The organism is Metabacillus sp. KH_069 (genome assembly GCF_057838075.1).
This window is the reverse complement of the sequence record NZ_CM174460.1, coordinates 4,325,662-4,345,623: the sequence shown is the minus strand read 5'-3', so window position 1 is coordinate 4,345,623 and position 19,962 is coordinate 4,325,662. Positions and strand designations below refer to the sequence as shown.

General features: G+C 41.8%; 17 protein-coding genes and 2 pseudogenes. 12 read left to right on the top strand and 7 right to left on the bottom strand.

All coding sequences use genetic code 11. The annotated features are described in order from the left end of the window. Positions 1–12: 12 nt before the first annotated feature. The 4 genes from essC (at position 13) to AC3ISE_RS21770 (ending at position 8,741) form a co-directional block, all read left to right on the top strand. Positions 13–4,497, top strand: coding sequence for a type VII secretion protein EssC (gene essC, locus AC3ISE_RS21785; RefSeq protein ID WP_489222582.1), 4,485 nt, complete (start codon positions 13–15; stop codon positions 4,495–4,497). Beyond that, entirely contained in the window at positions 4,494–7,391 is a 2,898-nt protein-coding gene (gene esaA, locus AC3ISE_RS21780) for a type VII secretion protein EsaA (RefSeq protein WP_489222581.1), read from the top strand. Before essC ends, esaA begins: the two co-directional genes overlap by 4 nt. Then, positions 7,381–7,872, top strand: coding sequence for a type VII secretion protein EssA (gene essA, locus AC3ISE_RS21775; RefSeq protein ID WP_489222580.1), 492 nt, complete (start codon positions 7,381–7,383; stop codon positions 7,870–7,872). The genes esaA and essA overlap by 11 nt, the downstream gene beginning before the upstream one ends. Positions 7,873–8,051: 179 nt before the next feature. After that, entirely contained in the window at positions 8,052–8,741 is a 690-nt protein-coding gene (locus AC3ISE_RS21770) for a pseudouridine synthase (protein ID WP_489222579.1), read from the top strand. A 46-nt stretch (positions 8,742–8,787) separates the two neighbouring features. On the opposite strand, the gene AC3ISE_RS21765 is transcribed toward AC3ISE_RS21770, so the two are convergent. Beyond that, positions 8,788–9,246, bottom strand: coding sequence for a hypothetical protein (locus tag AC3ISE_RS21765; RefSeq protein WP_489222578.1), 459 nt, complete (start codon positions 9,244–9,246; stop codon positions 8,788–8,790). A gap of 136 nt (positions 9,247–9,382) precedes the next feature. Between AC3ISE_RS21765 and AC3ISE_RS21760 the strand changes: the two are divergent. Both AC3ISE_RS21760 and AC3ISE_RS21755 read left to right on the top strand, forming a co-directional pair. Then, a pseudogene (locus AC3ISE_RS21760) lies at positions 9,383–10,387 on the top strand (NADP-dependent oxidoreductase). Positions 10,388–10,443: 56 nt separating this feature from the next. Further along, the gene (locus AC3ISE_RS21755) at positions 10,444–11,409 is read left to right on the top strand and encodes a quinone oxidoreductase family protein (protein ID WP_489222577.1); all 966 of its coding nucleotides are present in this window, start codon (positions 10,444–10,446) and stop codon (positions 11,407–11,409) included. 32 nt (positions 11,410–11,441) lie between these two features. Here the strand turns inward: AC3ISE_RS21755 and AC3ISE_RS21750 are convergent, their stop codons facing one another. Continuing rightward, complete coding sequence (locus tag AC3ISE_RS21750) at positions 11,442–12,323, bottom strand: SDR family oxidoreductase (RefSeq protein WP_489222576.1); 882 nt, start codon at positions 12,321–12,323, stop codon at positions 11,442–11,444. Between the two features lie 154 nt (positions 12,324–12,477). Continuing rightward, the gene (locus AC3ISE_RS21745) at positions 12,478–13,374 is read right to left on the bottom strand and encodes a DUF899 family protein (RefSeq protein ID WP_489222575.1); all 897 of its coding nucleotides are present in this window, start codon (positions 13,372–13,374) and stop codon (positions 12,478–12,480) included. A 94-nt stretch (positions 13,375–13,468) separates the two neighbouring features. Between AC3ISE_RS21745 and AC3ISE_RS21740 the strand changes: the two genes are divergently transcribed. After that, the gene (locus AC3ISE_RS21740; protein WP_489222574.1) at positions 13,469–13,783 is read left to right on the top strand and encodes a CHY zinc finger protein; all 315 of its coding nucleotides are present in this window, start codon (positions 13,469–13,471) and stop codon (positions 13,781–13,783) included. Positions 13,784–13,837: 54 nt separating this feature from the next. Further along, positions 13,838–13,948: pseudogene (locus AC3ISE_RS21735) on the top strand (hypothetical protein); the annotation flags it as partial. Between the two features lie 100 nt (positions 13,949–14,048). Here the strand turns inward: AC3ISE_RS21735 and AC3ISE_RS21730 are convergent. Beyond that, complete coding sequence (locus AC3ISE_RS21730; RefSeq protein WP_133312922.1) at positions 14,049–14,303, bottom strand: GlsB/YeaQ/YmgE family stress response membrane protein; 255 nt, start codon at positions 14,301–14,303, stop codon at positions 14,049–14,051. 235 nt (positions 14,304–14,538) lie between these two features. On the opposite strand from AC3ISE_RS21730, the gene AC3ISE_RS21725 reads away from it, so the two are divergent. Continuing rightward, positions 14,539–15,744 carry a class I SAM-dependent rRNA methyltransferase gene (locus AC3ISE_RS21725; protein WP_489222573.1) on the top strand — a complete coding sequence of 402 codons (1,206 nt, stop codon included), beginning with the start codon at positions 14,539–14,541 and terminating at the stop codon, positions 15,742–15,744. A gap of 137 nt (positions 15,745–15,881) precedes the next feature. Here AC3ISE_RS21725 and AC3ISE_RS21720 read toward each other — a convergent pair whose 3' ends face one another. Further along, the gene (locus tag AC3ISE_RS21720; protein ID WP_489222572.1) at positions 15,882–16,439 is read right to left on the bottom strand and encodes a GNAT family N-acetyltransferase; all 558 of its coding nucleotides are present in this window, start codon (positions 16,437–16,439) and stop codon (positions 15,882–15,884) included. 419 nt (positions 16,440–16,858) lie between these two features. Between AC3ISE_RS21720 and AC3ISE_RS21715 the strand changes: the two genes are divergently transcribed. From AC3ISE_RS21715 to AC3ISE_RS21705, 3 genes are all read left to right on the top strand, one after another. Next, the gene (locus AC3ISE_RS21715) at positions 16,859–18,040 is read left to right on the top strand and encodes an Alp7A family actin-like protein (protein WP_489222571.1); all 1,182 of its coding nucleotides are present in this window, start codon (positions 16,859–16,861) and stop codon (positions 18,038–18,040) included. Positions 18,041–18,052: 12 nt separating this feature from the next. Further along, entirely contained in the window at positions 18,053–18,625 is a 573-nt protein-coding gene (locus AC3ISE_RS21710; RefSeq protein ID WP_489222570.1) for a hypothetical protein, read from the top strand. Between the two features lie 191 nt (positions 18,626–18,816). After that, a complete protein-coding gene (locus AC3ISE_RS21705; protein WP_489222569.1) occupies positions 18,817–19,473 on the top strand; it encodes a GNAT family N-acetyltransferase in 657 nt (218 codons plus the stop codon). On the opposite strand, the gene AC3ISE_RS21700 is transcribed toward AC3ISE_RS21705, so the two are convergent. After that, positions 19,470–19,667 carry a YwbE family protein gene (locus tag AC3ISE_RS21700; protein WP_489222568.1) on the bottom strand — a complete coding sequence of 66 codons (198 nt, stop codon included), beginning with the start codon at positions 19,665–19,667 and terminating at the stop codon, positions 19,470–19,472. The genes AC3ISE_RS21705 and AC3ISE_RS21700 overlap by 4 nt on opposite strands. Continuing rightward, entirely contained in the window at positions 19,668–19,838 is a 171-nt protein-coding gene (locus AC3ISE_RS21695) for a hypothetical protein (protein WP_165971023.1), read from the bottom strand. It abuts the gene before it with no gap. Positions 19,839–19,962 lie beyond the last annotated feature (124 nt).

Genomic DNA, 19,962 nt, shown 5'->3' with positions numbered 1-19,962 from the left:
GGAGGTGATATCATGACTATTTTATGGGTTTTTCACGGTGAATCCTATCAGCAATATCAGGCGGACGGAGAGGCGTTCCGCCCGATTTCTATCGGTTCTGAGATTCAGCACACGCTGACAGTCAGGAATTTTCCTTTTTCTGAAGGAGCGCTTACCGTTGCAAAAGCAGAGGGAGCAGACGAGTTTGTCATTATGCAGAATGACAAATTCATTGGAAAGGCAGCAGAAAAAGAGCCTTTTCGTCTTTTGGATCATTCAGAACAGCTGACGATTTATCTAACACCAGCGCCTAAAAAAGCAGAGATCTGCTATATTGGCTTTCAAAAAGAAATTTCTTTTTCAGCGACCAGTAAAGAGGCTCATATTTATAAAGATAAGGGTGCCCTCCCGGTTCTTGGAAAGGGATCTGTCAGCCTGCTGAAAACAGGCGCTCACTGGTTGGTTTCGCCTGAGAGTGAAACGGTTTATGTGAATGGAAGGAAGGCAGATGGTCTCACGGAATTGCAGATTGGAGACATTCTCTTCTGGCCGTTTATGACCGTCCGTCTTATTGATGAAGATTTGCTGCAGGTTATGAGTATAGAGGATTTTCATTCAAATCTGCCCCATACGGAAAAGCCAAAATCGGAAATGAGCAAAAAATATCCAATCTACCGCCGCACGCCGCGGATGATTTATGAGCTGCCGAAAGATAAAATTTCTCTCACTTTCCCTGCGCAGGAAGGGGACGATCAATCACGGAGCCTGTGGCTGATTATTCTGCCGCCGCTAGTCATGATGATTGCGATGGGAATTGTCGCTCTTATTGCTCCCCGGGGCATTTTTATTATCGTCTCAATGGTTATGTTTGTCATGACGCTGATTACGTCAACCGCACAATATTTCAGAGAAAAAGGCAATTACAAGAAGCGGAAAGAACGAAGACTCAGGGTTTATACCCAGTACCTTGAAAACAAACGCCATGAACTTCAGGAAGTGGCTGAAAAACAGCGCCAGGTTCTGTCTTACCATTTTCCTTCCTTTGAACAAATGAAGTATATGACGCGGGAGATATCTGACCGGATTTGGGAAAGAACGCCTGAAAGCAATGACTTTCTTGAGCTTCGAATCGGAACAGGCACCGTTAAATCAAGCTATGAAATTTCACTAAGCTCAAACGATATGGCGAACAGAGAAGTGGACGATCTCTTAGAACAGTCACAGCAAATGGAAAAGGTCTACCGGGAAATCGAATCTGTTCCAATCAGTGTAAACCTTTCAAAGGGCGCAATGGGAATGATCGGGAAAGAAGCGATCATGAAAAATGAACTTCATCAATTAATCGGTCAGCTTGCTTTTTCCCACAGCTATCATGATGTCCGGTTTGTGTTTATCTTTAATGAAAAAGAATACAAGAGCTGGGAATGGCTTAAATGGCTTCCGCATTTTCAGCTTCCGCATGCCTTTGCAAAAGGCATGATTTATAACGAGCAGACGAGAGATCAGCTGCTTTCGTCAATTTATGAAATGCTGCGTGAGCGTGATCTTGAGGAAAAGAAGGAAAACACAAGGTTTGCGCCGCACATTATTTTTGTTATTACAAATCAGCAGCTTATTTCCGATCATGTTATTTTAGAATATTTAGAAGGCGAGTTTTCACATTTAGGCATTTCCGTTATTTTTGCCGCAGAAGCGAAGGAAAGCCTGTCTGATAACATCCATACGCTTGTGAGATATGTAAATGATCAAGAAGGGGACATTCTCATTCAAGAGAAAAAAGCTGTTTCTGTTCCTTTTAAGCTTGATATACATAAGCATGAGGGAAATGAGCCGTTCGCCCGGATGCTGCGCACGCTTGATCACCAAGTGGGGATGACAAATTCGATTCCTAAAAGTGTTTCCTTCTTAGAAATGGTGAATGCAAAAGAAGTGGATGATCTGCCGATTGAGCAGAACTGGCTTACGCGGGAATCGGCAAAGTCTCTTGCAGTTCCAGTAGGACTGAAAGGCAAGGAAGATGTAGTGGAGCTGAATCTTCATGAAAAAGCTCATGGGCCTCACGGCTTATTAGCGGGTACAACCGGTTCAGGTAAAAGTGAATTTCTTCAAACGTATATTTTGTCACTTGCCGTTCACTTCCATCCTCATGAGGTAGCTTTCCTTCTCATTGATTATAAGGGCGGAGGAATGGCGCAGCCGTTTAAAAATATGCCGCATTTGCTTGGCACCATTACAAACATTGAAGGCAGTAAAAACTTCAGTGCCCGTGCCCTAGCATCAATTAAAAGCGAATTAAAGCGGCGCCAGCGTCTGTTCGATCAGTATCAGGTCAATCACATAAATGATTATACAACTCTTTATAAACGCAATCAGGCAGAAGAACCGCTTCCTCACTTATTTTTAATTTCCGATGAATTTGCGGAATTGAAAAGCGAAGAGCCTGATTTTATCCGGGAGCTTGTCAGTGCAGCGCGCATAGGGCGAAGCTTAGGCGTGCATCTCATCCTGGCAACACAAAAGCCCGGCGGAGTCATCGATGACCAAATCTGGAGCAATGCGAGATTCAGAGTGGCCCTTAAGGTTCAGGATGCAAGCGACAGTAAAGAGATTTTGAAAAATGCAGATGCGGCCTCTATTACCATTACAGGACGGGGTTATCTGCAGGTAGGCAATAATGAGGTGTACGAGCTTTTCCAATCAGCCTGGAGCGGAGCGCCTTATTTAGAAGAAACATCAGAGTCGGAGGATGAGGTCGCAATCGTGACAGACCTTGGTCTGCAGCCGTTATCTAATGTTGCTTCTTCTAAACAGCATAAAAAAGATACGGAATCAGAGATTGAAGTGATTGTCGATAAAATTGAGGAACTGCAGGCGTCTATGGGCATCCGCAAGCTGAACAGCCCATGGCTGCCGCCGCTTGAAAACAGAATTTCACGCCATCAATATGCTTCCAAGCAGCCTGAGGAAATCTATCTTGGCCTAGTTGATGAGCCTGAAAAACAAAGCCAGACCCCATACTCGTATCAGCTGATGGATGACGGAAACATCGCCATCTTCGGTTCGTCCGGCTACGGAAAATCACATACTGTGATGCTCTTGCTGTTAAGCATCGCTTCCAGACTCAGCCCTGAAGAAGCGCATTATTACGTAATCGATTACGGAAATGGCACACTGCTGCCGCTCAGACAGCTGCCGCATACAGCGGATTATTTCCAGCTGGATCAAGAGCTGAAAATCGATAAATTTATGAGAATCGTAAAAGATGAGATTTCACGAAGAAAGCAATTGTTCCAGCAGCAAGAGGTCAGCAGCATCAAAATGTACAATTCACTGAGCAAAAACAAGCTGCCTCTAATGTATATTACCATTGATAATTTTGATCTCGTGAAAGAAGAAATGCAGGAGCTTGAAACGCAGCTGATTCAATTCGCGCGTGATGGACAGTCTCTTGGCATCTATATGATTTTTACAGCGACAAGAGTACAGTCTGTCCGTCAATCATTGATGAACAGCATGAAAACGAAAATCCTTCATTACCTTATGGATACGACTGAAACATATATGGCTGTCGGAAAGGTTCCGTTTGCTCCTGAACCTATTCCGGGACGCGCCATCATCAAGAAGGATCAGGCCTATTTCTCCCAAATTTTCCTTCCTGCTGACGGCGGGGATGATTACGAGCTGCTTGATTCCATCAAAGATGATATTGGAATGCTGAAGGAGAAGTATAAAGGTGCCAAGCTTCCTCGTCCGGTCCCAATGCTTCCTGCTGAACTGACCATGATCAACTTTACACAGTTCACAGATGATGCCCAGAAAACAGGGGTTATCCCAATCGGACTTGATGAAGAGCATGTACAGCCTGTCAGTGTAAATCTGGCCAAAACGAAGCACTGTCTCGTACTCGGCCAGACTCAAAAAGGAAAGACAAATGTGCTTAAAGTCATCCTGAACACAGCCCTGCTTCAGCCGACCGAATCAATCGGCGTATTCGATTCGATTGACCGCGGTCTGTCAAGCTATGCTTCTGAAGAAAAGGTTGCCTATCTAGATACGAAAGAACACATATCGTCGTGGCTGGATACAACTGAAGATCTTCTTAAAGACAGAGAACAAACCTATCTTACAGCTATCCAGCAAGGTGTTGTAAATAATCTGGCTTTCTCGCCGGTCATGCTTGTCGTTGACGGTTATTCAAGGTTCCAGCAATCTCTTGACAGTATGCTGCAGGAGAGATTGACACGATTCATGAAAAATTACAGCCACCTTGGCTTTAACGTAATTGTTTCAGGAAATAACAATGAGCTGACAAAAGGATTTGATGCATTCACAAGTGAAATCAAGCAAATCCGCCAGGCGCTCATCTTAATGAAAAAATCAGAACAAACTCTATACACCTTGCCTTATAGCCGAAAAGAAAGCGATATACATCCAGGCTTTGGATATTATGTGGAAAATGGCAAAGAAACGAAAATACAAATTCCTCTTTGTGCCATTGAAAGGAAGATCTACACATGACAGATCAAAGAAAGCATACGATTAAAATGATAGCTGCGGTGCTGCTTATCTTAGCAGTGCCTGCTCTATTCTTTCAATTCATCGGGGACAACCCGCTTGAAATCAAGGAGAAGGCTACGAGAAACATTGCGGTCGTTAATGAGGACATTGGAACGGAAAAGGCTGAAGGGGAAAATAAGGAAGCTGAACCTGTCCAATTCGGCAAGGAAGTTGCAGCGATTCTTGATAAGGATTCCCAGTACGACTGGACAATCCTGAGCAGAAGTGCCGCAGTTAATGGGCTGAAGAATGGGCAGTACGACGCTGTCATTTATATTCCTTCCAATTTTTCTTCCAACATTTTAACGTATGATGAACAGCAGCCTTCGAAAGCAGAATTTGAATATGTGGTCCAAAATCAGCTGAATGCTGAAAACAGACAAAGAGTGCTACGGGCACTTGAAGACGCTACAGGCCGCGTAAATAAGCAAATGTCTTCGCTTTACTGGAGCTATGTCGCGCAGGACATGGAGAATGTAAGAGAAGAGTTTGACCGCATTCTTGAAAAGGAAATTGCCTTTCAAAATGCCATGCTGAATTTCTATAAACCAAGCTCTAAAGATTTGGCAGGGGAATTGGATCAGCAAAAACAAATGCTTGAGCAGCTTCAAACGACAATGAAACAGGCTGAAGAAGAGTCGCCGGAACGAAAAAACTCAGTTGATCAATTCGAGAAAAGTCTAGCCTCATTTGTTAAGTATGTTGAAGAATATCAGGCGTATCAGGAAGATCAGCAGCAGCTTCTGACGCTTGCCCAGCAGGAAAGCTTAACGGCTATTCAGGGCGGCACCATGGAAGTAGATCAAGTACAAAATGAAACGCAGCAGGCCTTTAACGAACAAGGAAGCATGCTTGCATCAAAAATGACGGACATTCAGCAACAGCTCGACCAGAATCAGAAAACAGCAGAAAACCTTGGCAGTGTAAGGCTCAGCCAGACAGAACGCCAGGCAAGAGAGCTTGAGACTGTTCATCGTAATTATGTGGACATGTATATTATGAAGGATAATCAGGATACACTGAACCGTCTTGAAGGGGAACTTATTCCTCTTAGGGAGAGCCTTAAGCAAGGGAATCCTGGTGAGGAACCAGGAAGCGGAGAGGAAGGGCCGCCTGAAGATGACGGAGATGTCACTGAACCAGAAGCTCCCGGTGAAAATGAAAGTCCTGCTAACATGGAAGAGGAGCGGGCTAACATTCTCGCTGTTTCAGAACAGCTGAAAAATCTCAAGGCCATTCTAGAAACGATTCCGGATCCTAAACCAGAGCAAGTAACACAAGCTTTAACTGAACTAGAAGACATGTCAGCCCAGCTTGTAGCAATCGAAGAATCAATCAAGTCAAAAGAAAATCAGAACTCATGGAAAGGCGAGTATGAAAAACTGCTTGCTCTTTATGAAAAGCTGACAGAAGAAAATGCAGAACTATTAGAAGAAAATCAGCTTCTAAAAGATGAAAACAGCAAACTGGCAGAAAAGATAAACCAGCTGACAGATAATATGAACTCAGGTTCAGCTGCAATCATCGAACAAGAACAAACCATACTGAACTCGCTCAGCCCTGAAAGAAAGCAAAGACTTGAGAGTGTGTTCAGCGGTCCAATCGGAAATGCATCAATGAACGATATGATGAAATACCATACGATTTTATCTCAGTACGAGGCAGCCGCCAAGCGTATGAATACCTCTTCAGATCCAGCCAAAGATGCTGTCCTTGCAGATGAAATGCAAAAAACAAAAGTAGAATCGATTCTATCAATCAATGAAGAAGAACAAGGCGCATGGGACAAGCTGAATCAGGAGCTGCCGGCAACGGAAGAAGAAATGAAAGAAGTCCAGGCTTCCGCTCTTGCATTCATGGATGAATACAGCAAGGAGCTCGATTCTCAGCAGGCAGCTATATTAGAGGATCTTGCTTCTATGGAAGAGAGCGCAAATAGCGTACTGAGCCAAGTTCAGAAAACAGAAAATACAGCTTCCAAAATGCCGCTTGAAAACTCGGATGGTACTGTCCTTGTTGTCAATCAGCAAACTATCTCCCAGGAATTAGTCATGATTTCAGACTTGATGAATTCGCTTGGAGAAAGACAGGAGACGGTTGTAAGCAGTACAGATGTCCTCCAGCAAAAAGTGAATGAAGTTCAATCGGAAGCAGACCTTTTAAATGATAAATGGGCAACAAATGTAGCTTCAACACAGCTTGTCAGAGATGACGTCTTCAGCATACTCGGCAATACGTTTGTAGACGGACAGAACAACGGGTATGTATATGAACACCTTGCCAATCCGCTGCAAATTAGCGGTGAAGCACCGGCTGCTCAGGCTAAAGCGGTTCCGCCGGTCGTGATTCTTGTCATCATCCTGATCAGCAGCTTGCTGATCGGATTCTTCAGTCATTATTTCAAAGCAGCACCGTTAGTAGTAAGAGGCTCTATGTTTGGTCTATTAAACTTAATTGTGGGGCTCATCATCAGCGTGTTCGGGTTAAATATTTACACTCTCACAGATGAACGAGCGATTCAATGGTCAATTTTTACGGTGCTTCTGTTATTTGCAGCATCAACTGTCGTAAGAGTTTCGTTCTTGCTCGGCAATTTCGCAGGCTGGCTTGCAAGTGTAGGTCTCGTTGCCTTCTTTATCAGTCCGCTGCTTGCTTTAGCCGCGCCAAACTTCACATACGAAGATCCGATGTCCAAGGTGTACATCTCGATTCAGTATGATGCAAATAACTTATTTACTCAGGGAGTGATTGTGCTGATTGGCATTATCCTTGTTCTGACCATCTTGCCGTTTGTTGTGAATGCTCTTAAAAACTCAAACGAAAAGGCCAATCAGGAACATACCCATGAAGCGTAAAACAGTCATATGGTTCTCGTTTTTACTGATCATGTTTGTTTTTACAAGTGGGATTCCGGCACATGCAGAGACAAAAACAAACCTTGAGGAGCTGGATCCTAATGTCTATGAGGAAAAAGAGCTTAAGGAAAACACGGAATATCTGCATGAGGAATCACTGTATGAAAAAAGAACCACCATACCGGAGGAGCAAAAAGATCTAACCTTTGAAAAGCCGTCCAGGGACGAAAAGGACGATCTGCAGGAACAGCTCTTCACTGATTACACAAAAGAAAAAAACACGATTAAATCCAAAGCGGAACAACTGGATTTATTCTCAGGCAGTGCAGAACCATCAATGAGTATGACAGAAACGGTAAATTCTGAAACAACCCAAAACTCCGGCTTAATGATGACGTATATTCTTCTGATTGCCATTGGCGTCATCCTGATGCTCGGACTTTTGATTCCAAAGATGACACAAAGTAAAAAAACAAACTAAGAGATTGAGGCAGCTTTTTATAAGCTGTCTTTTTTTCACGCTGCTTGGCGATTTTCGCAAAAAGACCCTTTCACTGCTTGGTGTATTAACTAATGCCTTACTTATTTTGGCTGTAGAGCAAAAAACATCCTTCGTGCTATGATGATAGGAATCTTTGAATATGAAAGTGAAACGATCCTATGAGAATAAATAAATATATAAGTGAAACAGGCTATTGCTCAAGGCGTGAAACCGACCGTCTTATTGCTGAATGCCGAATTACCATTAATGGAGTAACGTGTGAGGCCGGCGACACGGTTGCAAAAGGAGATACCGTTTTAATTGACGGCGGTCCGATTCCGTCAAAAGGTGTCTCTATTTATCTGGCTTTAAATAAACCAGTGGGTATTACTTGTACAGCAGCAAGGGATGTAAAAGGAAATATCATCGATTTTATGGCTTTCCCGGAACGGATCTTTCCTGTCGGCCGGCTGGATAAAGCGTCAGAAGGGTTAATTTTGCTCACAAATGATGGAACGATCGTAAATAAGATCATGCGGTCTGAATATGGCCATGAAAAAGAATATCTCGTCAAAGTAGATAAGCCATTTGACCATGACTTTATTCTTGGAATGTCAGAGGGAGTAGAAATACTCGGAGTGACAACTAAACCGTGTACAGTTGAGAGGATCAGTGATTCTGAATTCCGCATTATTCTTAAACAGGGACTTAATCGTCAGATCCGCAGAATGTGCAAGGTGTTCGGCTATAAGGTGGAGAGGCTTGAAAGAAAGCGAATCATGAATCTGTCTGTAGAAGGTTTAAACAGCGGAGAGTGGCGCGAGTTAACATCGGGTGAGATCGAAGAACTGATGAGCAGGCTTGTTTAAAGAAAAACCCGCGGGACACATCACATGTGCACCGCGGGTTCTTTTGTCAGGCTGAGAAGCCTTCTTCATGCAGGTAATTTGCAGCTTCTTTATAAGTGGTAAATGTGCCATCAAGGTTTAATCCGGCATACACATTCCACATATCATCTTCTTGGATCAAAATAAGAGTCTGTCCATCCTCATTTGTCCATTTTTCTTCTTCAAATTCTTCTGCTTGTTCGTCTTCCTGCACAGAAAGCGAATGAATGGATTTTTTGATGATGCTGCGCAATTCTTCTTCAGAGAAATCACGGATGTTAACCATGCCTTTATCATTCGCGGCATATCCTTTTACATGTTCAGCATATACGAATCCATTTCCGTTTGGATGAAGGTGATAGACCACATTTTTCTTATCGTAAATACTTTCCTCAAAATGAAAGTTGATTCTTCCAAGGGAAACGTTCTTTCTTTGCAATTCCTTAAATGATTCAATAACAGCAAGCTTTTGTTCAAAAGTAAGCATATCTTTCCTCCGATAATCGATTCAATTTGCTTATTATATCACAAGGAGATGAAAACCATTTATTTGACTGGAAAGTGTGAAGAAGATACTATACGTTCAAGAGATTAAACATAAGAACTTATTGGAGGGCAAAAGATTGAAGACTATGGCTATAAAAAAATACGGAAAAAATCAAAAGTTGATGATAACAGAAGCTCCAATGCCGGCAATAGGATAAAAGGATGTTCTCGTGGAGATATATGCTTCGAGTATTAACCCCATTGATTTTAAAATAAGAGACGGCAAGGTAAGAACTTTACTCACCTATAAAATGCCGCTTGTGCTGGGAAATGATTTTTCAGGAAAAGTCATAAAAACGGGAGAGAAGGTTACAGCTTTTAAAACAGGTGACAGTGTATACGGACGCCCGCGAAAAACAAGAATCGGCACGTTTGCAGAATATATTTCTTCACATGAAGAAGATCTTTCGCTTATGCCGGAGAACCTCTCGTTCACTGAAGCCGCCTCCCTGCCTCTTGTTGGGCTGACAGCCTGGCAGGCGTTTCATGACATCTTAAAGCTGAAAAAAGGCCAAAAGATCTTAATTCATGCAGGAGCTGGAGGATTGGGCACATTTGCGATTCAACTTGCGAAGCAGATGGGGGCTTATGTTGCGGTAACTGCCAGTGAAAAAGGGCATCATCTTGCCGAATCATTGGGTGCAGATTTAATCGTCAATTATAAAAAAGAAAAATTTAATGAAGTGCTGAATGACTATGATGCTGTTTTTGATACACTCGGCGGTGAAGCTCTTCAGAAATCATTCGAGGTTCTAAAGCCTGGAGGCAAAATTGTATCCGTTTCAGGGGTTCCAGACGCTTCTTATGCGAAGGATCATCAAATGGGAATCGTAAAATCGGTTCTTTTTTGGGCTGTCAGCAGAAAGCTGATGTCCCTGGCAAAAAAACATGATGCTGCGTATCACTTCTTATTTATGAAGCCAAGCGGGGATCAGCTGAGATTGATTAAGGAATTGGTTGAAACAGGAAAAATAAGGCCTGTGATCGATCGTACTTATTCTTTTCAAGACACACAGGCAGCACTTGATTATGTTGAAACGGGCCGTGCCAAAGGAAAAGTAATCGTGAAAGTAAAACAATAGCAGGCGGCCTTTTCTGATAAACTAAATGCATAAAACAGCAGGAGAGGAATGTTCAAATGAGAGCACTTGTATTCAATCAATTCGGCGGACCTGAAGTATTGACTTCAGCAGAGCTTGAAAAGCCTGTTCCGGGACCGGACGAAGTTTTAATCACAATGAAAGCAGCAGGGCTGAATTTTGCGGATGTGTACCGCCGAAAAGGAAACTACCACTTAGAGGGAGAGCCTCCGTACATACTTGGATATGAGGGAGCAGGAATTGTTGAAGAAATCGGCAGTGAAGTACGCGGTATTAAACCAGGTGACCGGGTTGGGTTTGCAGATGTTCCTCATTCAAATGCAGAGTTTGCTGCCGCGCCTGTTGAGAAGGTGATTCCACTGCCAGATGAGATTTCATTTGAAACAGCAGCTTCAGTGCTTCTGCAGGGGCTGACAGCTCACTATCTGACGTCTGACAGCTACAAGATTAAAGCGGGTGATACGGCTATCGTTCATGCTGCAGCCGGCGGTGTAGGCCAGTTGCTCGTTCAGATCATTCACCTTTTGGGCGGCAGAGTCATCGCGCTAGTCTCTACTCATGAAAAAGCAAACATTGCTAAAGCAGCAGGTGCAGAAGAAGCATTTGTTTATACAGAAGACTGGAAGCAGAAGGTCCTTGAGGTGAACGCAGGAAAGGGAGCAGATGTCGTTTATGAATCAGTAGGTTCAACACTTATGGACAGCTTTGAGGCAACCCGTATTGGCGGAACCGTCGTATTCTACGGTATGGCAGGTGGAGATCCTGTACATATTGACCCGAGAATGCTGATGGATACTTCAAAAACCCTGACTGGCGGTGATCTTTGGAATGTACTTACGTCCAGAGAAGAGCGCATCTCAAGATCAAATAAGCTATTCAGCTGGATTGCAGAAGGCTCACTGCGGATCGCTGAACCTGCCCGCTTTGCTTTAGAAGATGGAGCAAAAGCGCACCGTTATCTTGAGAGCAGAAAAAGCACGGGGAAAATTGTGCTGATTCCATAAGGTGGAGGCTGCTTTTTTCAGCAGCCTTTTTTTCATCTGTCATTCCCTAAACGGGCGCTTCTGCTATTCTTATTGTCCAGCTCCACCTCTTTTTCGCTCCATTCCCAAAACTTAGCGGCTAGCTCCATATCTCTGGCGCGCTCAGTTGGAAGCTCTATTTTTCTTTTATAAAAATATTGCCCGGTTACATGTTCCACTTCATGACTTTCTGCTAAGTAAATAGCTGTTTGTGCTCCTTGTTCAGGAGTCAGAAAGAAGGGTTTTAAAAGAGCATAAACACCTTTTCCAAATCCTGTCTTGCGATTAACACCCAAACTTGTTGCTACTGCTCCGGGGTGAAGTGCGTTAACCGTTACCCCTGTACCCTTCAGTTTCTTTGCAAGTTCCAAGGTAAATAAAAGATTGGCCAGCTTTGATTGAGAGTAGCCCTTCCATACTGTAAAACCTTTAGTCAAATAAGGGTCATGAAAATGAATGTTTCCGATTTTATGGGCACCGGATGAGACGTTTATGATCCGGCCCTGCGGTGATTTTTTTAATGCAGGGAGCAACAGCCGGGTCAAAAGAAAATGACCAAGATGGTTCACGCCCATCATGCTTTCAAATCCATCTTCCGTTTGCTCCCGTTTTATCGTCACAACACCGGCATTATTGATTAATACGTCCAAAGAATGGTATTTATCATCATACTGCCTTGCAAATTCCCTAATGCTTAAAAGAGATCCAAGATCACACCTCATAAGCTCAATCGCATTCGATTTGCTTTCCCTTTTCGCCTGATCAAGTGCTGCCTGTCCTCGTTCTAGACTCCTGCAGGCCATGATGACATGAGCGCCCTTTTTAGCCATCTCAATTGCAGCAGCAAGCCCCATACCTGAATTTGCACCTGTAATAATCACCTTTTTATCTTTCAAACTGTCCTCTCCTTATCGTTTTCCTCAGATGCTGTTAATTTACGCTCAGATGCCTCTGTAAGCTTTCATTTCGTGTGGGCTATAGGGAAACCTGATTATCCATAAATCGGCGCATTTAGCCCTGTTTCTGAAACAATCTGGTGAAAAGCCGTATTTATGATTCGAATAAGTGAAATTTAAGGCCGAACGGATCCATCACCATGACGCTTTTTTCACTTATTTCCTCAGTTACTGTACAGCCTGCTTGCAGCAAAGAAGCTTTAGCTTCTGAAAAAGAATCAACGGCAAATTCAAAAAAGACACCATCAGGCTTTTTGTTTTCGACATAAAAAAAGTTCCCATTCATGCTGAATTTTGTTTCTGATTCATTTGAGAACTGGGCGGTCATGCCGATTACTGTTTCATAAAACGCAATGGCTTTTTCGTAATTTCCCGCAGCAAAAGCAATGTTGCCGGTCAATCGAAACGGGGTATGTTCATTCATTTTTTTAGATGGACGGTAGGTATCCGATCCTGATGGGAGAAGGTCAAATAGGTGCCACACAGAACAAAAATCATCACCCGGTCCAAAAGGAGCCTGTGAAACATGATAAATGGACCCATCCGCCTCTTTTTTGAAAGCTGAGACACCCGGATAATAAAGTCCGTCTTTTTCAAAACCGAAATCTTGTTTAAAAGCAGTGCCAGAAGTGGAGACGATAGGGAACTGCCATCTTCTTTCAGCGGCGAATGCATCTTGGATATGAGGATCATCAGGTGTGGAAAGAACAAAAGCAGCTTTTTTTGCGATATGGTGATAGACGCCATTAAACCCGTCTGCCCACATCGTACAGTAAGAACAGTTTTTCCCCATGTTATGGACGATGATAAGCTCATCTTTCTCTTTAAAAAGCTCACTTAATGTGACAGAATGTCCATTAGATGACGTAAAAACATAATTTTCGGCCTTTTTCACCGTCTCTTTTTTCCTGAGTGCTGCAAGAAGCTGTTTTTTTTCAAGAAGCTCTTTTTCTAGAGAAGAAATCTCTTCCACTAACTTATTTTGATTCATTTTCATACCTCCTCTGCTATCTAAGTAGATATTTCGGGCGGTAAGGGTCTTTATCCTTTAAATAAATGCTTTTTTAGAATGGAGTGTGCGTTTAATGACCGTTAAAGGAGTGGCACTTGATGCAAATACAAGATGCCGTCACTATGCAACTGACAAAGATATTATTGCAATCAAATTTAAGTGCTGTGAGACATTTTATGCCTGCTATGAATGCCATGAGCAGCTTGCAGATCACAGTCCGGAAGTATGGGATAAATCAGAGCGGGATGTACCTGCAGTGCTTTGCGGTTCTTGCCGCCATATACTGACGATTCAAGAATATTTGGACAGCGGCAACTGCTGTCCGAAGTGCGATTCTGCCTTCAATCCGGGCTGTAAAACACATTACCACTTGTACTTCAGCTCTTAAAACGTTTAGTATTCTTACTTTTTGGGAAAATAAAAAGAAAGAAAAGAGGAGGAGTTTACAGTGAAAAAACTGATTCGAAAAGCGATAAAATATGCTCCAATCGTCTATCCTATTGTAAAGAAAATGCTTAATAAGCGAAAAAGCGGCGGACGCACAACTTATTAATAAACGTTAGATCGCAGCTTATAAGGCTGCGGTCTTTTTTTGTGCTGTTTTTTCACAAAAAAACACCTGCTGACTGTCAGCAGGTGCTCCGTTCTATCGATTAAGTTCTTTTGCGCATAGTACGCAATACAAGGCTTAATAAGAAAACAAAGATGATAGCTCCAAGCAATGCAGGGATAATAGCGATGCCTGCTAAAGTTGGTCCGAATGAGCCAAGAAGCTCTCCGCCGATCCAAGCTCCAATAATACCTGCAATGATGTTTCCTATAATGCCTCCAGGTACGTTTTTACCTAAAATAACTCCTGCTAACCAGCCGATTAAACCGCCGACGATAAGATATAAAATAAAGCCCATTTTAAATTCCGCCTTTCTTAAGATAGTGTTTGGTTTTTGTTTCTATGGTTGTTATTCCCCCGCCTTTTAGAAAAGAAACATCTTGCTGTAATTTTTTTTATTTATCTTTGAAAAATAGCTCTTCAGATCTGTATGAAATCATTCTTGAATAAGGACTTATCTAGAATCTGCAAGTTGTTTCATGTAGTATGGGTAGAATAAGATAACGATACTTTTTTAAAGATGGGACGGAACTATGAAAACTGAGACAACGCTCACGATTAAATCTAAATACGTAAAGGAAATGAAAAACGGCAGCCCGCTGATTCAAAAGGATTCGGTCGTTAATCTTTCTAACTTAAAGCATGAAGGCGAGCTCATCAGACTGGTCGATGAACAGCAGCGGTTTATTGGAAGGGGATATTACGGGAAGCAGAATAAAGGCATTGGCTGGATCCTTACTTCTAGTGAAAGAGAAGAAATGAATCAAGCCTTCTTTGATCAGAAAATTCTAGCTGCCATCCAGTTCCGCAAGAACCTTTTCCAAAGCGAAGCTACGACAGCCTTCCGGGTTTTCAACGGTGAAGGGGACGGCATCGGCGGATTAACAATCGATTATTTTGACGGCTACTATCTGGTGACATGGTACAGTAAAGGAATTTACCAATTTAATCTCTTCATACTTGAAGCCTTGAAGAAAAATGCCGAAATTCGCGGAATTTATCAGAAAAAACGATTCGATTCTCAAGGGAAGTTTGTTGAGGAGGATGGATTTGTAGAAGGGCATAGACCGGAATTCCCATTAATCGTAAAGGAAAATGGCGTGAAATTTGCGGTGTATTTAAACGATGGCGCCATGGTGGGTGTTTTTCTTGATCAAAGGGATGTAAGAAAGACCATTAGAGACCGTTATGCAAAAGGAAAAACCGTATTGAATCTGTTTTCTTATACAGGTGCGTTTTCTGTGTTTGCTGCTCTTGGCGGGGCTGTAAAAACAACGAGTGTTGATCTGGCGAACCGGAGTCTAAGCAAAACAATCGAACAATTCAGCATTAATGAGGTTGATTATGAATCGCAGGATATTATTGTTGAAGACGTTTTTCATTACTTCAAATATGCTTTGAAAAAAAATCTCAAATTTGATCTTGTCATCCTGGACCCGCCAAGCTTTGCAAGATCTAAAAAATATACGTTCAGCGCTGCAAAGGACTACAAGGATCTGCTGAAGGAGACCATTGCTCTAACGGAAGACAATGGGGTTATAGTTGCATCCACAAACTGCAGTACGTTTTCAATGAAGAAGTTTAAAGGGTTTATCGACACAGCCTTTAAAGAAACAGGAGAAAAGTACAAAATAAAAGAAGAATTTTCCCTGCCGGATGATTTTAAAACGAAAAAGGAATTCCAAGAGGGGAATTATTTAAAAGTCGTGTTTATAGAAAAGCTGAATCCAGTCAGATAATGACTGGATTTTCTTTTGGTACAGCATTAGACAGAATAATATTTGTTTGAAAAGAAACCCTATCTTGATGATTGAAAGAGGCTGGCTTGAAAGACCTCCTCAGCCTGAAATGAAGCCAATATAAAAAAAGCAGCGATTTATCTGCAGCTGCTTTTTATCCATTCTTCTTTGAGGAGAGAATGCATGATTACATCACATGGAATATTGTCTTGAATGATATAATTTCTAAGCCTTCCTTCCTCTTTAAAGCCTAAACGTAAAAGAACGCTCCGAGAAGGGGAATTCGCAAGCATCACCACCGCCCCGATGCGGATCATCTCCATCTCCTCAAACCCAAAATCAAGTATTGCCTCAATGGCCTCTGATGCATAGCCTTTCTGCCACTGCAGATGGGAGATTTCATAGCCTACTTCAGCTCGTTTGTACTTCTTTGAGAGCGCGTGAAATCCGCATGTGCCAATTAGTTCATTGGTTTCTTTGAGTTCAATCCCCCATCGGATGAGCTTATTCGATTGATAGCCAATCTGAAACGAATGAATCAAAGTCTCTGCATCCTCTAATGTTTTAAAAGAATCCATTCCATAATACTTTGTTACCTCTCTATTAGAGAAATAATCAAACAATTTTACAGCATCCGATCTTTCAATACTTCTTAGCCTTAAACGGTCTGTTTCTAATTGCGGAAATGATGTCATTTTCGTTCTCCTTTTAACTCCTTTAAAATGTTTCAGTTCGACATGTATTGATGGATTCCCTGTTTTTCTTCTTCCGATTTTTGTGATGAACAAAATGATTTTGGTTGGATAAAATCCGATATTAACTTAATAAATGAGAATGTTTACAAGTATACCAATATTGTATACTTGTAAACAAAATGTAATGAAATGTATACAGTAATTGTTTACATGTACACATATGTGTACGCATCCCGTTATATAAGGATGTATACAAATTGTTTATGTTGTGTACAAATTTGTTTTCAATGTAAACGTATTTGTACACATGTATACGAAAATGTAATCATCTTGGTTCTATTGACGAAACTATCAATCTCTAATACTCTTTAATAGAATGGATTTTTATACTAATTCATGAAGTGAAAGGAATGGTGTTCATGAGTAATTCTAGAATCGCAGCAATCGATGTAGGAAACGATGCAGTAAAAGCAATTTTCGGAAAATATGACTCTCAACTATACATACCGAATGTCATTGCAAGAGACATTGAAGATCGTCCGGTCATTGGAATTGAGGAATTAGACAGCAAAGACCCTCTCGATGGCATCCATATTAAAGTTCACTCCCCTGCTTTAAAAGAAAACAATGCCATTTACCGTGTTGGATCACTCGCAACAAAAAGCGACAACGCTTCTGAGCTTGATCCTGGCAGCAGCAAATCTGAAGAAGATCAAACGCTGATTATGCTGTTTGCATCAATTGCCCTTGACGCAGTAAAACCTGAAAATGAAAAAGTGTTCCGCAGAAACAACAAAGTTATTGATGCAAATTATACACTTGGTACAGGACTTCCATTAAGAGAAGCTAAAGAAGGCAAAGATGTTGGATACCGCTCTAAACTTCTTGGAAATGTTCATCAGGTAGAATTTTTAATCACTCCGAAATATCAGGGATTAAAAGTTAATATTAAATTTGATGAAGTGAAAGTGTATCCTGAAGGATTTGCAGCTTATATCAACTTAGTGATGGATAAGGATTTAAACATCATCAATAAAGACTTGATTGATAAGCGCATCATCATCCAGGATATTGGAGGTCTTTCTACAGATATCGCAGTTATCAAAAACCGCAACGTAGATGACGATAAAGCGCAGGGCTTTAACCTTGGCGTTGTTGAATCGCTTGAAGCAATCCGTGAAGAGATCCGTTCTAAACATGGTGTTGAGCTTGACAGCCGCCGCGATGTCGTGGAAATCATTACTAAGAAAACAGACCGCAATCATATCTATGTAAGAGGAAGCCGTACAAGCGTTCATGATATTACGGACCGAATTCTTTTAGACCTTGCGAAAAAACAATATCGCCACCTGCGCAATGTTTGGCAAAAGAACTCACAAACTGAGATCTGCTATTTTGTCGGCGGAGGAGCAGTTGTGCTGAAAGATTACCTTAAAACGCTTAATAATAATCTTGACGGCTACAACATTGACTTCTTTGAAGATGAGAATGAAAGCATCTGGATGATGGCAAATGCTTATTACAAGCTTGTTTTTGACTTTTACCGCAAGACAAACAAAGATAAAAGCAACGAAGATAAAAAAGCAGCTACTACCAAATAATAGGGTGGTTTTATGAACAAAGGCACTTCATCAGGCATTCAGAGGGGACAGGCGATCACGTTTCGCATCCCCTCCGATACTCCTGAGCACATAATAAAACAGCTGCAAAAGCTGAAAGAAACGGAAAAAAGGAACTTCTCAAGCAAAATTGCTGAATTTGTCTCACAAGGTGTGAGTGATTCTTTTGTTAAAGAGAAGGAAAGCATCACAATTCCGCTTCCGCAAAAACTAAGTAAAGCTCAAAGAGACTGGCTAAAACATGAGCACTCTGAAGCGCTGCTTGGAAGCATTGTATATCAGATTCTTGCTGATCCGATAAGAGCAGCTTCCCTTCTTGCCTCATTTAACAGCAGGTCACTTGATATTGACGAGGCCCTTTACTTACAGGAAACTCCCTTTCAGTCTAATCGCCGTCCGGCAGTGGAGGAACCTGAATCTGACGAAGATTTTGATGAAAATGCAGGGCTGGATGATTTTGATTGGGAAAAAGCTTTGCAGGAATCAGCCTCATCAGCAGAAGAAGAAGAAAAAGAAGAAACGGCAGATGATTTGATTGGCGGATTTCTTTCTAAGATGAATAAGTGAGCCGAAGCGTCTGTTTAGCGCAGGCGGTGAGTCGGGCAATGAAGCTTCACATCAGCGCACATTATTTAATTCTTTCAAAATCTTTTAAAAAAGCTAACGGCCGTACGTTAGCTTTTTTGCTGTGTTTAAAGATAAACGTGATATCTAAAACGGGGTATTGCTACATATCATGGAAAAAGGAGGGATCACCCATGTACGAAGAGTTAACAAGACTTCAAAAAAAGCACCGTCAGAAGGCATCAATCATGCTTGCAGACTCTTTCTTTGATAATCCCTTATTTTTTTACCTTTTCCCTGATGAGAGAAAACGACGGAGAATTTTGCAGAACGTATACCGGGGGACGATTGAAATTGTGGATGCAATCAGTGAGGTATATGTGACTTCAGATCGGGTAGAAGGAATTTTTGCTGTGAGGAGAACTGGAAGTCCTGCTTTTTCGCCAGCTCTTTACAAGGCCATTTTAAAAACGATGTTCAGAAGCCTGCTGTTAATAAAGGACGTGCCGCTGGTGTCTTTTGTTAAAAAAGCGAGAAAGCTGTCCATTATTTCAAAAAGAATGGCTTTTTATGAAAAACAAAAACCACATCTAGTACTAGACATGGTCGCAGTTGATAAGAAATATAGAGGCCGGAAGTTTATGAGTCAAATGATTAGAGCGGCGCTGAAAGAGGCTGATATCAGGAGGACATTCTGCGTTCTGGAGACGGAAACTATCGAAAATGTCCGGATTTACGAACACTTCGGCTTCCAGCTATCACAGAGCATTGAGGTGATAAAAGGGCAGCTGACCGTTTATATCCTCGTATATGATCCTTATCAGCAAATCATTTATGCTGAAAAAACTTAAGGAGCATCAATTGATTTTACCCGGCCGACTTGTCCATCCTGAAGTCGCACTTTTATTCCGTGAGGGTGAAAAGCTGATTTTGTCAGGATGTCTTTTACTACACCGCCTGTAAGCTTTCCAGAGCGCTGATCTTGCTTCAGAACAATCTGAACAGGTGTACCCTGCTTAATGTTTTCGCGGTTTTGACCGTTCATTTAAACACCCATTCTTCTGCGCTGATTATTTGTTTTCTTGGAAACCTGGCTCTTCATGTTTTTCGTCTGATTCGAACCTTTCAAACTGCCATTGCCATTCGCTTGTGCCTGCTTTTTGCTGGCAAGCTTTTGTTTAATCGCCTCTTCAAGTGTCATTTTCTTTTCTGACATTGGACAAACCTCCTTTAAAAATAAGATGTACAGTCATTATACTATCATTCATTAAATAAAAATAGAACTCTCTCTGCAGGCATGCTTGAAACTGCTTAATTAGGCGGGAAAGCTGTATAATAGT